General features: G+C 44.2%; 12 protein-coding genes and 1 riboswitch. Of the genes, 6 read left to right on the top strand and 6 right to left on the bottom strand.

All coding sequences use genetic code 11. The features are described from left to right. The first annotated feature begins 238 nt into the window (after positions 1–238). Positions 239–1,036 (top strand): alpha/beta fold hydrolase, encoded by a 798-nt coding sequence (locus AB6E54_RS07460; RefSeq protein ID WP_017062100.1) that lies wholly within the window; start codon positions 239–241, stop codon positions 1,034–1,036. Between the two features lie 131 nt (positions 1,037–1,167). Here the strand turns inward: AB6E54_RS07460 and AB6E54_RS07455 are convergent, their stop codons facing one another. The 5 genes from AB6E54_RS07455 to torD form a co-directional block, all read right to left on the bottom strand. Then, positions 1,168–1,485: a DUF2007 domain-containing protein gene (locus AB6E54_RS07455; RefSeq protein ID WP_017062099.1), complete on the bottom strand. Its 318-nt coding sequence runs from the start codon at positions 1,483–1,485 to the stop codon at positions 1,168–1,170. 47 nt (positions 1,486–1,532) lie between these two features. Then, positions 1,533–2,213, bottom strand: coding sequence for a TVP38/TMEM64 family protein (locus AB6E54_RS07450; protein ID WP_059020315.1), 681 nt, complete (start codon positions 2,211–2,213; stop codon positions 1,533–1,535). A 134-nt stretch (positions 2,214–2,347) separates the two neighbouring features. Further along, complete coding sequence (locus tag AB6E54_RS07445; protein ID WP_019820997.1) at positions 2,348–2,938, bottom strand: TfoX/Sxy family DNA transformation protein; 591 nt, start codon at positions 2,936–2,938, stop codon at positions 2,348–2,350. 127 nt (positions 2,939–3,065) lie between these two features. Next, positions 3,066–3,151, bottom strand: a riboswitch (cyclic di-GMP riboswitch). Positions 3,152–3,321: 170 nt separating this feature from the next. Then, on the bottom strand, positions 3,322–4,326 hold the full coding sequence (gene purR / locus AB6E54_RS07440; RefSeq protein WP_017063507.1) for an HTH-type transcriptional repressor PurR: 1,005 nt from the start codon (positions 4,324–4,326) through the stop codon (positions 3,322–3,324). Positions 4,327–4,642: 316 nt separating this feature from the next. Then, complete coding sequence (gene torD / locus AB6E54_RS07435) at positions 4,643–5,290, bottom strand: molecular chaperone TorD (RefSeq protein ID WP_017062095.1); 648 nt, start codon at positions 5,288–5,290, stop codon at positions 4,643–4,645. Between the two features lie 285 nt (positions 5,291–5,575). On the opposite strand from torD, the gene torR reads away from it, so the two are divergent. Continuing rightward, on the top strand, positions 5,576–6,289 hold the full coding sequence (gene torR, locus AB6E54_RS07430; RefSeq protein WP_017062094.1) for a two-component system response regulator TorR: 714 nt from the start codon (positions 5,576–5,578) through the stop codon (positions 6,287–6,289). A 166-nt stretch (positions 6,290–6,455) separates the two neighbouring features. Here torR and elyC read toward each other — a convergent pair whose 3' ends face one another. Next, positions 6,456–7,307: an envelope biogenesis factor ElyC gene (elyC, locus tag AB6E54_RS07425; protein ID WP_372107057.1), complete on the bottom strand. Its 852-nt coding sequence runs from the start codon at positions 7,305–7,307 to the stop codon at positions 6,456–6,458. A gap of 115 nt (positions 7,308–7,422) precedes the next feature. Between elyC and cmoM the strand changes: the two genes are divergently transcribed. From cmoM to mukB, 4 genes are all read left to right on the top strand, one after another. Beyond that, complete coding sequence (gene cmoM, locus AB6E54_RS07420) at positions 7,423–8,208, top strand: tRNA uridine 5-oxyacetic acid(34) methyltransferase CmoM (RefSeq protein WP_372107056.1); 786 nt, start codon at positions 7,423–7,425, stop codon at positions 8,206–8,208. Positions 8,209–8,333: 125 nt separating this feature from the next. Further along, positions 8,334–9,671 carry a chromosome partition protein MukF gene (gene mukF / locus AB6E54_RS07415; RefSeq protein WP_372107055.1) on the top strand — a complete coding sequence of 446 codons (1,338 nt, stop codon included), beginning with the start codon at positions 8,334–8,336 and terminating at the stop codon, positions 9,669–9,671. Continuing rightward, positions 9,652–10,458 carry a chromosome partition protein MukE gene (gene mukE / locus AB6E54_RS07410; protein ID WP_016768409.1) on the top strand — a complete coding sequence of 269 codons (807 nt, stop codon included), beginning with the start codon at positions 9,652–9,654 and terminating at the stop codon, positions 10,456–10,458. The genes mukF and mukE overlap by 20 nt, the downstream gene beginning before the upstream one ends. Continuing rightward, the gene (mukB, locus tag AB6E54_RS07405; protein WP_372107053.1) at positions 10,455–14,915 is read left to right on the top strand and encodes a chromosome partition protein MukB; all 4,461 of its coding nucleotides are present in this window, start codon (positions 10,455–10,457) and stop codon (positions 14,913–14,915) included. The genes mukE and mukB overlap by 4 nt, the downstream gene beginning before the upstream one ends. The last annotated feature ends 195 nt before the right edge of the window (positions 14,916–15,110 follow it).

The following is a 15,110-nucleotide window of genomic DNA, read 5'->3' as shown; positions in this document are numbered from 1 at the left end:
AATAAATGAAGGCGCTCTAATTGTAGAGTGCCTTTTTGTTTCCTGGTCAGAGCACATCACGTTTACGAAGACAAAGCTTGCAAACTCATTTTAGTCAGGTAGAAAAGGTGAGGTAGGTATTCACATGACTAATGATAGGTTTGACACTATTATCACTTAAAGTTCTTAATAGCGTGATATCCTTAGTCATCGCCTCGTGATGAGGCATAGCTCCATTCCAATAATTAAAGCGATAGGTATGTCTGAGAGTTTACTATTTCATAAAACATTTACTCACCCTACGAGCGATGAGTGGGTTGTATTTGTGCATGGCGCAGGAGGCAGTTCCTCCATCTGGTTCAAGCAGATCAAAGCGTATAAACAGCATTTCAACTTACTTCTCATTGATCTGAGAGGGCACGGTAAATCAGACAATATACTTAAAGGGCTGATTTCGAATCGCTATACGTTCAAATCGGTGACGCTTGATATTCTTAAAGTGTTAGACCATCTTAAAATCCGTTCTGCACATTTCGTTGGCATGTCTTTGGGCACGATTATTGTGCGTAACGTTGCGGAACTAGCGGCTGGCCGTGTACGTTCAATGGTACTGGGTGGCGCTGTCACCAAGCTAAATACTCGCTCTCAAGTGTTAATCAAGTTGGGTAACCTCAGCAAGCACATCATTCCTTACATGTGGTTATACAGCCTTTTTGCTTATGTTGTGATGCCACAAAAGAGCCAAAAAGAGTCTCGTCATCTTTTTATCCGCGAAGCTAAAAAGCTGTGTCAAAAAGAGTTTAAGCGTTGGTTTATCTTAACGGCTGATGTAAACCCATTGATGAAGTATTTCAAAGACAGAGAATTGCCGATCCCAACCCTTTATTTAATGGGAGAACGTGACTACATGTTCATCAAGCCTGTAAAAGAAATGGTCGCAGCGCATGAGTCGAGTGAGCTAGTAGAAATTCCGAATTGTGGACACGTGTGTAACGTGGAAAACCCTGAAGAGTTTAATCAGCGTTCGATTGCGTTTATTCAAAAACAAATTCAGTGATTTTCTAGGCGTGAAATCAAAGATGATGAGTTAATCGAATTGAAATAAAAACGGGAAGCTAACTTTAGCTTCCCGTTTTTAATTGGAGGAGGTATCTGACCGAATCGTTCTATCAGGTCACTGAAACCCTGCTATTCAGGTGAGGCAGCACCGCACTGCCAGCAAGAGCCGAATTGCGCTTCGTTGACTTCATGACACTCACCACAACGCCACTCTTCATAGATGATCGAATCTTGCTGCTTTTGGTAGTCATTGACAAGCATGCGAGCTTTACTGGCCAATTCTGGCTCATATAACCATACGTAAGGGTCAGTTTCTTCAGTGAATGGGATTTCCCCTTTCAATCCGAACAACCCCTCGCCACGGACTTCACAGGCAATATTCTCGCTTTCTAACAACCCACAGATGATATGAGCTTCTGTCGGATTCGATGCACTGAAGATTTTCATTGAATTAGAACCTTATTCGGCTATCTGTGTTATTTAGTTATTATAAATTATTCAGCTACGGGCGCTGAACGAAACTTACCCATCAACCATTTAGCCACTATTGGGAATATACCCAATAACGCAAATGACAATAGTACTGAAGGGGAGACGATGCCCGAAAGTGAATCAATTTCTGCGAGCTGAGTACCAGCATTCAAGAAAACCGCCGTCCCCGGTAACATCCCGATTTGACTCGTAAGGTAGTAACGACTCACTGACATGGGTGTTAGACCCATCAATAGGTTGATAAGGAAAAATGGGAATACAGGAATCAGACGCAGAGAAAACAGGTAAAATGCGCCGTCTTTTTCAACCCCCTTGTTAATCGTCGCCAATTTGTCACCAAACTTGGTTTGAATCCAGTCACGCAACAGGTAACGGCTACTTAAGAAGGCTAAGGTCGCACCGATCGCACTTGCGAAAGATACCAGCAGCAAGCTGTTCCAGAAGCCAAATAGCGCGGCCCCTAATAGGGTCACAACAGCGGCACCGGGAATGGAGAAAGCTGTAATCATTACATACGCGACAAAATAGATAGCGGCAGCCGCAATAAAGTTGCTGTCAATGTAGTCATTTAACACAGCTTGTTGGGCCTTAGCATTTTCAAGCGTTAAGTACTGGCCGAAATTGATGCCTAACAAGACGATGGTTACGACCAACACAATACCCAATATCATTTTCTTACTCATTGATACTTCCTCTAAATTTTCAATGCATACCGATAGTATAGATAGACAGGCAAAGCATAGATTAACTTTCAGCAGATATAAAAAAAGCCGCAGTAAATGCGGCTTAGTTATGTATATAGATTGCACTGACAATGTTAATTGACGCGATTGATAAGCTCTTCGCGACGCTGCTGCGGTATAACAGACCAATGTGTACCATTAATCGCGCCTTCTAGCGCCCAAAGTAGTTCAATACTGACAGAAGACGCATGCGATTCTTTGATGGCGTTAAATGCGTTTACAGAGCCAGATTCATATAAACGTTCTACAGAATCGATCCCTGCCTTTTTCAACATACGCTCGGTAGCGAGTCGAAGATTAGGCAGATCTTTGAGTCGGGTCGGCTTAGCAGAAGACTGCTCAGCTTTTTCTTCTTTAGCAAAACCTAGAGACGTGGTTGCAAGCTGCAAGATTTTCTCTTGGTCTTGCCAGAGGCCTTCAGGTAAAGCGAAATATTTAGTAACGACAGGGAAACCACGTTTTTTGTAGACGTACGGTTGAAACCCTTGTTGTTCGAATTGTTTAGTTGTGCCTTTGTCTGCGCGTATGTGCAACTGGTCATTTACAACCAGAGCAAACATAGTGTCATCAGCAAAAAGACCGAAGCCACCAAACATTGAGCGTGATTTTATTTTTCCTAGGGACTCAAATAACTTCATCGAGTCCTTTAGTATCGGTTTATCCATGTTATTTATCTCGGTGTATTTGAACTACGCCACCAAATAAGCAGGTCCGAGAGATTAGCAAAATGTTGCAATTAAATTGTCAATAAGCTGTAAATTACTAAATTATTAGTAGTTACTGCATTTTGCCATCGGTAACCCCGCTACCATACCAACGAGTGGTTTAGGCCGGAAGCTTTGCGTCTCACTCTTTCGAGTGGTTTGCCCTGTGCGTGACTGATTGAATAGAATAAAGTTTTTGTTGAATGAAGCTCACACTTGATATTTCAAAATGTGATACTGCTTCAATTAATGATCTTTCATTTATGCATAAGGGTTCATTATAGTTGCTGATAAAAAAAGCGCACCTAAAGGTGCGCTTGATGAAATTAAACTCGAATTATCAATTAATTTAACGTCTTAACTGTACTTCGTTCAACAATTTCAGGGTGCATTTCGAAGACGCGTTTTTCGTGGTCTTTGTCTTTGATGCGCTCCAATAGAATTTCGAATGCATTCTTACCAACACGACGTTTTGGTTGGTGAACTGTCGTTAACGGCGGAGAGAAGTATTCAGCGAGTTCGATGTTGTCGTAACCGATCACTGAGATATCTTCAGGAATGCGGATGCCTTTTTCTTGCAGTCGGCTCATTAAGCCGAGTGCCATTGTGTCGTTAAAGCAGAATACCGCCGTTGGACGATCTTCCATCTCAACGATTTGTTCTGCAGCAAGAACAGCCGTATCACACTCGAAGTTGCCTTCGATGATCATATTGTCATCGGCAGAAATTTTAGCTTCGTTAAGTGCGCGCTTGTAACCGGCAATACGTTCAACACATGCTGCTTTGTCTAAGTGGCCACTTAAACATGCAATCTTAGAGTGACCGCGTTCAATAAGGTATTTGGTCGCTAGGTAGCCACCTTCTTCAGAGTTATCGATGATCTTATCAGCTTGAGAACTCTCTGGGCCCCAGTCCATAATAACTTTAGGGATGTCAGCGTGACGGTCTAACATCTCTCTTAGTTCTTCAGTTAGGTCAGAACACATAACTAAGATGCCATCTACACGTTTCTCTGCAAGCATTCGAATGTAGTCACGTTGCTTCTCATAGATACCGCCCGTATTACACAGGATCAAAGTGTAACCTTGACGGTAGCAGTAGCTCTCAACACCATCGATAACTTCAGAGAAGAATAGATTAGTTGATTGAGTCACTAGCATGCCGATGGTGCGTGTTGTATTACACTTCAAGCTACGAGCAACAGCACTTGGTGCATAGTTCAGTTCATCTACGGCTTTGTTTACTTTTTCTTGCGTTGCTTCTGCAACAAAGCGAGTTTTATTGATTACGTGAGAAACGGTTGTTGTTGATACGCCGGCTAAGCGAGCGACATCTTTTATAGTGGCCATGGTTTTATCCTATTAGAAGCTACTTTCCCAAAGTACGGAATAAAGTAGCCGTTAAGCTACCTAACTAAGAGCTTAAATTTGTAGGGCTCTTTGGGTACTAAAAGTGCTAAAAAACAAAAAACCGCTATTGAGCGGCTTGTCTTAACACCGAAATGCTCAAAACTATAATAAGCATAGCATTTCGTGAATGTTTCATATTTTATCGTTTGCGGTCACAATTTTAGACTGACTAGAAATTACTCGCAATAAAATTCACCCGGAAATCCGGGTGAATTGTCACATTCTTCTGAATTTATTTAACGAGTCATCCAATAAGCTATTCACCAGCTAAATATTGAGTGTCTAATTGACAGAATGCGAGTAGCAACGATGAGACGGAGGCGTAGAAACCGAATTCATCAACGTCATGACATTTCACGTTGAACTTTGGTAACCAAGTCAGCAGTTGTTGTTCGATAAACTGCTGTTGAGCGGCAAATGAATTCTCTAGTTCTTCTTCAATATTCGTTTCGTTTGAACGAATGATCAAGTTACCAAGGAAATCGAGTTCGATAGCAATGTGGTCTGCTGGCTCTTTTAGATCTTGGTTCACAACTAAGTTGTGCTTAGCCATGATCTCTTCCATATCTTTTGCTGGCTTATCATTCAAAAGGCCAGTTTCGCCGATATACATTGAAGCGTAAGGAAGAGCGCCGTGCTTATCTGTCTTTAAGAAAAGATCGCAAAAGTCTGCAGACAGTTCTAGCTGAGCATCTTCACGAGTTTGTAGGCGGTTCAGCGCATCCACTAACTTATCAATCGCTGGCTTTAGTGTCTCATTTTCGCCTAAACCAGTTAGGAAAGAACGAATTTCAACAGAGTGGTAGTGATCGAGTTCTTCTTGAGTGAGCTCTTTGGCAAATAAGCTTGATAGCCACCAGTATATTTCTGCTCTTTGCTCGTTGAACGCTTTCGTATCTTTCATTTGTTAGATCCTGACTTAGTCTTGTGATGTTGCTTATATGCATCTTGAAGTCACTTGGGCATAAGCACACCAAGGCTGAATAACAAGGTTATTTGCGAAACGCAAAGTTACTCGTTAGTAGTAATGCCTATATTGAATTGCGATGGACGATAAATAGCAAGGTTTAAGATTGTCTTGTATCAAAAAAAATCCATGTTTCTGGCTTTTATCTTCTGTACCACTAGAATTGTTACTAGTTATGAATAGAATAGTCACTGAAACTATTAAATAAGAAAAGTGGTGTAGATGAGCTATCACGTATTAGTCGTAGAAGATGATGTGGTAACCCGCAGTAAACTGGTTGGATACTTCCAGAATGAGGGTTACACAGTGAGCGAAGCAGAAAGCGGCGCTCAAATGAGAAACGTGTTAGAAGAAAACAACGTTGACCTCATTATGCTGGACATCAACTTACCAGGCGAAGATGGATTGATGCTAACTCGCGAATTACGCAGTCAATCAGACATTGGAATTATTTTAGTTACTGGACGCACGGATAGCATCGACAAAATCGTTGGCCTTGAAATGGGCGCTGACGATTACGTTACTAAACCCTTCGAACTTCGCGAGTTATTAGTTCGAGTTAAAAACCTACTTTGGCGTATTTCTGCTGCTCGTAAAACAGCAGCGGGCGCAGTCGAAGAAATATCAGATGAGTCTGTGGTTCGTTTTGGTGAGTGGACATTTGATATCCCTCGTCGTGCGTTAAGCAAAAACGGCGAACCGGTGAAATTGACCAAAGCAGAATACGAACTGCTAGTGGCATTGTCTTCTTACCCTAACCAAGTATTAAGCCGCGAACGTATTTTGAATATGATTAGCCACCGAGTGGACGCGCCTAATGACCGTACTATCGACGTATTGATTCGTCGTATGCGTGCAAAAATGGAGTTTGATCCTAAGAACCCACAAATTTTTGTGACGGTTCACGGTGAAGGTTACATGTTCGCTGGTGATTGATTTCCTTCGGAAGTGATTAATCAACAACGACATTTAAACGTAAAAAGCCGAGACACCATTGATGTCTCGGCTTTTTTATTGCTTAGCTTTCATTGTTAACGAACAGAGAACCTAAAAATACTTGCCGACTCAGTCTGCTCAGTATGAGTTTAAAGATTCAATTGGCTTACTGAGGCTGAGCCGCAGAAACTTCACCGTCATCTTCAACTAAGCTGGAAGCTTCTGGAATCACCGGCTCTTCAACAATGTCATTGCTTGTATCAAGCCAATCACGTAAATCTTGCCAAACTAATCCCATGGTTTCGTGCCAGTAACGCTCAGTCTGCTCAAGGTAGAGAGCTTTTGGCATGTACTTATTCCAAGGCTCAACAACGCCTTCTTGTGCAAGGTAGTTGGTTGGTGCAGGCAGTGGTTTCATACCAGCTGCATGGAATTCATTGAGTGCACGAGTCATATGGCTCGCTGAAGTCACCAGAACCATTTTTTTATTCTTAACGAACGCAGCGGCTTGGCGAGCTTCTTCCCAGGTGTCTTTTGCGGTTTCAAGCAGAATGATGTTGGGCTTTGCTACGCCAAGTGCTAATGCAACTTTAGCCATCATTCTTGCGTTACTGACTTCAGTGCCTGCGCCATAGCCAGACAAAATGAGTTTTGCACCAGGGTAAAGGCGTAGAATACGAATCCCTTCACTTAAACGCATCAGGCCGGTGCGGCTAAGTTCTGATGTCGGTGGAATTTGGTCGTCTACGACGTGACCACTTCCGAGAACCATTACGTAATCGACGGTTTCATCGACAGGTAAAAAAGCGGTGTGTTGCCTTTCCATTGGCATTAAAAGTTGACTAGAAACTGGTTGGAAAGCGATTAGGAAAATACCACATAGGGCTGAAAGGGTGATTAAGCAACCCGTCTTCCTTTTGGTAGTAAACATCACTAGGGCTAAACCCAGAAAAGCGAGAATTAACATTGCTGGCAGTGGCATCAATAGCGAAGACACTACTTTTTTCAGCTCAAACATATCCGAATAGTCCGAAAAAACATCACTTAGTAGTAAAAAGAGACATCGCCTCTTTATTCCTGAAATTCCTGTGACAGAATAGCAGGCACGATAGGACATAATAACTCAAGTAGCCGTGACTGAAGACCGTAATTTCGACGATATTGCCCACAAATTTGCAAAAAATATTTACGGCTCTGACAAAGGAGAGATCCGTCAGATCATCGTATGGGAAGATTTAGAACAAGCTTTGAGCAAGTTTGAGCAATCAGCTTCTCCGCTGCATGTGCTTGATGCTGGAGGCGGCCTTGCACAGATGTCGCAAAAAATTGCGTCGCTTGGGCATAACGTTTCTCTGTGTGATCTCTCTTCTGAAATGCTGAAGCTCGCCGAAGAAAGTATCAGCGAAGCGGGTTTGCTAGAGCAATATCGATTTATTCATTCACCGGTACAAAAAGTCGCAGAACATCTCGATGAGAAAGTCGATTTTGTGATGTTTCATGCCGTAATGGAATGGTTAGCCGATCCTAAAGAGGCGCTTGATTTATTGCTTGAACAAGTTAAGCCAGGTGGTTCTGCCTCGATAATGTTTTACAACCACCACGGATTAGTCCTGAAAAATGTGATTTGTGGCAACATTCCTCATGTATTGAATGGGATGCCACATCGAAAACGGTTTAAGCTGCAACCACAAAAAGGCTTGAAGCCGGAAGAGGTTTATCAATGGATAGAAGACGCTGGTCTAGAAATCTGTGGTAAATCAGGCATTCGCTCTTTCAGTGACTACATAGGTAATATGGAGTACATGGGCGATTACCAATTTGAAGATGTATTGGAACTGGAAAAACAGCTATGTCGTCAAGAGCCATATCTGTCACTAGGCCGTTATATTCACGTTTGGGCTCAAAAACCTGCGCAATAACAGCGGTGAATGTGGTAAAAGAAGCCACAACATGCGCTATGCAATCGTAAGAAGCCCGCGTCATAAAGAAATAGGCGTCATATCTAATACATTCGATATGACGAAGAACAGTAACAGGAACCACAATGAGTGAAATGACTCAAACTGCCGAAGAGCAGCCAATTGATGAGTTGGTGGGCTGGGTCAAGCAGCATGATTTTTCATTAAACTTGCCACCAGAGCGCTTAGCATTTTTGATTGCTATCGCAGTACTAAGCAATGAAAGGTTCGATGAAGAGTTGGGCGAGGGTGAACTGCACGATGCATTTACCATCGTCACTCGACTGTTTGAAGATACTGGCGAAGCGTCCGCGTTTCGTGCCAACAATGCCATCAACGAGTTAGTTAAACAGAAGTTGATTAGCCGCTTTACCAGCGAAATCACCGATGGTGCGAGTATTTATCGCTTATCACCATTGGCGATTGGTATTTCAGATTATTACTTACGCCACCGTCAGTTCTCTAAGTTAAAACTGTCTATCCAGCTTTCTATGGTTGCGGACGAGATGGCAAAAGCCATTGAAGCAGCACAAAAAGGCGGAACTCCAGGACATTGGAGAAAGAATGTTTACGGCGTGCTCAGGTATTCTGTTGGTGAAATTTTCGATCAGATTGATCTTAACCAACGTGTTATGGATGAGCAGCAGCAAACCGTTAAACAGCAAATTGCCGACCTTTTAAACAAGGATTGGCGAGAGGCGATTAACAACTGTGAAACCTTGCTTTCAGAAACCTCGTCCACACTAAAAGAATTGCAAGACACCTTGCAAGCGGCGGGGGATGAACTGCAAACACAGATCCTCGATATTCAAGAAATTGTTTACGGTGACGATGAACTCGAGTTCGTTGGCGAAACCCTGTTCGGCTTGCAGATGAAGCTAGACCGAATCACCAGTTGGGGCCAACAAGCCATCGATTTATGGATCGGCTACGACCGCCACGTTCACAAGTTTATCCGTACCGCGATTGATATGGATAAAAACCGTGCCTTTAGCCAACGCTTGCGCCAGTCGGTTACCGACTACTTTGATGCGCCATGGTTATTGACCTACGCCGATGCTGATAAACTGACTGATCTTCGTGATGAAGCGCTTGTGCTTCGTGATGACGAAGTGATGGGACAAGCGCCGATCGACGTAGAGTACGAAGAATTTGAGCAAGTGAATGATTTGCTTTCAGACCGAATTGCAGAGATGTTAAAAGCTCACAAACAGCAAGGTGCGCCAATTGATCTTGGCCTTGTGCTACGTGATTACCTCGCAGCACACCCTCGCACACACCATTTTGATTTAGCCAGAATTGTTGTCGACCGAGCCGTGCGCTTAGGTTATTCAGAGTCTGACTATCAGGCTATTCAGCCAGATTGGCAGGCAATCAACGATTTCGGTGCAAAGGTACAAGCAAATGTCATTAACAAGTACTGATGATTACATGCCAGAGAAACTGGTAAAAGCGATAGCGAACCCACTGTTTCCTGCGCTAGACAGCATGCTGCGTTCAGGTAAGCATGTTTCAACAGAAGACCTAGATAACCACGCGTTGCTGTCTGATTTTGAAGTTGAGCTTCAGCATTTCTACCAACGCTACAATACGGAATTGGTGAAAGCGCCAGAAGGTTTCTTCTACCTGCGTCCGCGCTCTACGTCTCTGATTGGTCGTAGTGTATTGTCTGAACTAGACATGTTGGTTGGTAAAGTGTTGTGTTTCTTATACCTAAGCCCTGAACGTCTTGCTCATGAAGGTATCTTCACCAATCAAGAACTGTTTGATGAATTGATGTCGTTAGCAGATGAGAAAAAACTCATGAAGCTCGCAACAAACCGCGCGTCTGGTTCTGACCTAGACAAAGAAAAGCTGTTTGAAAAAGTGCGCACTTCTTTACGTCGTTTACGCCGTATCGGGATGCTGATTGCGATAGGCGAGACGGGCAAGTTTCGTATTAGCGAAGCGGTGTTCCGCTTTGGTGCTGATGTTCGTGTTGGCGACGACATGAAAGAAGCGCAATTACGTCTTATCCGTGATGGTGAAGCTGTAGTTCATACCCAAGAGCCAAACCAAGGCAGCTTGCTAAATGAAGAACAAGCGGAAACTGTATCAGAAGTAGATTCAGACGTAGACGAAAACGGTCAACAAGACATTTTTAACGATCAAGCCGGCTTTGACCTTGAGTCAAATGATGGCGAACAAACAAAAGTAGAAGGTGAAGCATGATTGAAAGAGGTAAGTATCAATCATTAACCATGGTCAACTGGAACGGTTTCTTCGCACGTACTTTTGATATTGATGGATTGGTTACAACGCTTTCTGGCGGTAACGGTGCAGGTAAGTCGACCACAATGGCGGCATTCATCACAGCACTGATCCCAGACCAAAGCCTTCTGCATTTCCGTAACACAACGGAAGCGGGTAGCTCACAGTCATCTCGTGATAAAGGCCTTTACGGTAAGCTTCAACCTGGCGCATGTTATGCTGCACTAGATGTTGTGAACTCTCGTAATCAACGCCTATTGTTTGCAGTAAAACTGCAGCAAGTTGCCGGTCGTGACAAGAAAGTAGACATCAAACCGTTCGTAATCCAAGGCCTTCCAAGCCATGTGAAACCAACGGATGTGTTGATTCAGAATGTTTCAGACAGCCACGCTCGCGTATGTCAGTTGAATGATGTGAAAGCGGCGGTTGCACAATACGAAGGCGCGCATTTTAAAGCCTTCTCTTCGATTGTTGATTACCACTCACAGATGTTTGAATACGGTGTGGTACCGAAGAAACTGCGTAACAGCAGCGACCGTTCTAAGTTCTACCGCTTAATTGAAGCATCACTTTACGGTGGTATCTCAAGTGCAATTACGCGCTCTCTGCGTGATTACCTTCTACCGCAAAACGGTGGTGTGAAGAAAGCATTCCAAGACATGGAATCAGCACTACGTGAAAACCGCATGACGCTAGAAGCGATCAAGACGACTCAGTCGGATCGTGACCTGTTCAAGCACTTGATCACTGAATCTACGAACTACGTGGCTGCGGACTACATGCGCCATGCAAACGATCGTCGTAACAAGTTAGATCAAACCATGAAGTTCCGTGGTGAACTGTTCGGTTCTCGTGAAACCTTGCTTGATCAAAACAATTTGTTGAATCGCGTTCAAGAAGAACTAGAACTACTTGTCGATCAAGAATCGGCACTAGAGCAAGATTACCAAGCGGCATCGGATCATCTTCAGTTGGTTCAAACTGCACTTCGTCAGCAAGAAAAAATTGCTCGCTACAGCGAAGATCTAGAAGAGCTGAATGAGCGTCTAGAAGAGCAGATTATGGTGGTTGAAGAAGCTCAAGAACGAGTACTTCTTGCTGAAGAGCAGGCAACCATCACTGAAGAAGAAGTGGATAGCCTGAAAACTCAGCTTGCTGATTACCAACAAGCATTGGATGTTCAGCAGACTCGTGCACTTCAATACCAGCAAGCGGTTCAAGCATTAGAGAAAACTAAGCAGCTACTTGGTGATGAGTCTATTACGGCAGAAAGCGCACTAACTCTGGTTTCTGAGCTAAAAGCACAAGAAGAATCAAGCACTCAAACGCTGCTGTCTACTAAACATAAACTAGACATGTCTTCTGCTGCTTCTGCGCAGTTCGACAAAGCGCTCGCTCTTGTTAAAAGTATTGTGGGTGACGTTGAGCGTAAAGAAGCGTCTCAAAGCGCTAAGCAAGCTTTAGAAAAAGGCCGTAACGCAAAACACGTTGTTGAAAATGAACAGCAGTGGCGTGCTCAGCACCGCGATATGGCTCGTGATGTGGCTCAGCAGCGTCAAGCAAAAGAGCTAGCGACTGAATACCAAAAGCAACACAACATCTCACTGACTGACGAAGCGGTTTTCGATGAAGAACGTGAACGTCATGCTATGCAGATCGAGTCTCTTGAGTACGCTCAAGAAGAGCTGCGTGAAGCGAAGAGTGAGCAACGTCGTGTGCAACAAAACCACGACCAAGAGATTCAAAAGCTTGAGTCCATTGCTCCAGCGTGGATCACGGCAAACGATGCGCTTGAAGCATTAAGAGATCAAACCGACGCTGAGCTAGAAGATAGCCAAGCGGTGATGACTCAAATGCAGCAAGTGCTTGAAGATGAGAAATCTCAAGCGGTAGCAAAAGATCAGTTGGCTACGCGCCGAGCTGAACTTGAGCAAGAGATTGAGCGTTTAGCTTCGCCAGGTGGCTCTAACGATCCTCGTTTGAAAGGTCTGGCGGATACGCTTGGTGGCGTGTTGCTTTCTGAGATCTACGATGACATCACGATTGGTGATGCGCCGTACTTCAGTGCGATGTACGGCCCAGCTCGTCACGCAATTGTGGTTTCTGATCTTGATGGTATTAAAGAGAAGCTGGTGGATCTTGATGATTGTCCAGAAGACCTTTACATCCTAGAAGGCGATGTCGACGCGTTTGATGACAGTTCATTTAATGCCGATGAGCTTGAAGGCGCAGTATGTGTTCAGCTGAACGATCGCCAAATGCGTTACTCACGTTTCCCTGAGATCCCACTGTTTGGCCGTGCGGCTCGTGAACAACGTCTAGAGAAATTGCGCGAAGAGCGTGACGTTGTTGTTGAGAACCACGCGAAAGCCGCGTTTGACTCTCAAAAGCTGAATCGTCTATATCAAGCATTCAACAGCTTTGTTGCGAAGCACCTGCACGTTGCGTTTAACGCAGACCCAGAACAAGCACTTGCTGCGATTCGTGATAAGCGTAATCAAATTGTTCGTTCTCTGGCTGAGCTTAACTCTAAAGAGCAGCAGCAACGTAGCCAGCTTCTACAAAGCAAGCAGGCACTAGGTGCGCTAGATAAATTAGCTCCAATGGTTCGTATTTTAGAAGACGAAACATTGGCTGAGCGCTTAGCTGAATTAGAAGCACAACTAGAACGTCTGAGTGAAGCTAAGTCTTACTTGAATACGCACGGCAAGGCGCTTGCTTCTCTAGAACAGATCGTATCTGCACTAGACGCTGACCCAGAGCAGTTCGAAGCTTTGGAAGCCGAATATCGTCAATCTGATAACGCGCTACAAACGCTAAAAGGCAAAGTGTTCGCACTGTCTGATCTGATTGAGCGTCGTCACTACTTTGCTTACGCAGATTCTGTTGATTTGCTTAACAAGAGCAGTGAACTGAGCGAGCAATTAAAAGCGAAACTGGTTCAAGCTGAACAAGCTCGAACCAAAGGCCGCGATGGCTTGAAGCAAGCTCGCGAACAGATGAACCAATACAACCAAGTATTGGCGGCACTGAAGAGCTCACATCAAGCGAAGCAAGAGACGGTTCAAGAGTTCAAACAAGAGCTACAAGAGTTCGGCGTAAACGCTGACGAAGGCGCTGAAGAGCGTGCTGTACGTCGTCGTGATGAACTTCAAGAACGTCTGCACACATCTCGCAGCCGTAAGAGCGAATACGAGCGAACGATTACGTCAACAGAACTTGAGATGAAAGCCTTGGCTAAGCGTCTTAAGAAAGTTCAGAAAGAGTACACAGAGCTTCGTACTTTCGTTGTTGCAGCAAAAGCAGGCTGGTGTTCAGTACTTCGCTTAGCTCGTGAAAATGATGTTGAACGTCGTCTTCATAAGCGTGAACTGGCTTACCTAACGGCGGGCGAGCTTCGTTCTATGTCGGATAAATCACTGGGTGCTTTACGTCTAGCTGTAGCTGACAATGACGACCTACGTGATTCGCTGCGTCTATCTGAAGACAACGCACATCCAGAGCGTAAGGTTCTGTTCTACATTGCGGTTTATCAACACCTTCGCGAGCGTATTCGCCAAGACATCATTCATACGGATGATCCGGTTGAAGCAATCGAAGAGATGGAAGTTGAGCTCGCTCGATTAACAGAAGAACTGACGCAGCGTGAAAACCGCTTGGCGATCAGCTCTGAGTCGGTAGCAAGCATCATCAAGAAAACGATTCAGCGCGAGCAGAACCGTATTCGAATGCTGAACCAAGGGCTGTCGAACATCTACTTTGGTCAGGTTAAGGGCGTACGTCTGAACGTTAAGATTCGTGAAAGCCACGAGATCTTGCTATCAGGGCTAGCGACTCAGCAAGAGCAACACAAAGACTTGTTTGAATCAACACGCTTTACCTTCTCAGAAGCGATGGCGAAGTTGTTCCAACGTGTTAACCCACATATCGATATGGGTCAACGTTCTCCACAAGTTCTAGGTGAAGAGCTACTGGATTACCGCAACTACCTAGAATTAAGTGTTGAAGTTAACCGTGGTTCAGACGGTTGGTTACAAGCGGAATCGGGCGCACTGTCTACGGGTGAAGCGATCGGTACTGGTCAGTCTATCCTACTGATGGTTGTTCAGAGCTGGGAAGAAGAGTCTCGTCGACTTCGTAGCAAAGACATCGTTCCATGTCGTTTGTTGTTCCTTGATGAAGCAGCTCGTCTGGATGCGAAATCTATCTCTACCTTGTTCGAACTGTGTGACCGTTTAGGTATGCAACTTTTGATTGCAGCACCAGAGAACATTAGCCCTGAGAAAGGCACAACCTACAAACTGGTTCGTAAGGTCTTCAAAGACCACGAACACGTACATGTTGTTGGCCTGCGCGGTTTTGCTCAAAACAAACCGGCATCCCCAGTTCAAGAGCTTATTGAAGAAGCTGAGCAATAACTTTGATAGCCGAATTATAATCTTGATAGCCGAGCAATAACCTTGATAGCTTAGCTATAAGCTCGAAAGCGACTCAATGATATTTGTTCAAAGCCCCTAATCATTAGGGGCTTTTTTGTACCTTGAATCTAATTTCTTACTTCTTACTTCTTACTTCTTACTTCTTACTTCTTACTTCTTACTTCTTACTTCTTA

It is taken from the genome of Vibrio sp. 10N.247.311.49 (assembly GCF_041467655.1).
In the GTDB taxonomy this organism is placed as follows: domain Bacteria; phylum Pseudomonadota; class Gammaproteobacteria; order Enterobacterales; family Vibrionaceae; genus Vibrio; species Vibrio crassostreae_C.
This window is presented reverse-complemented; position numbering and strand designations above follow the sequence as displayed.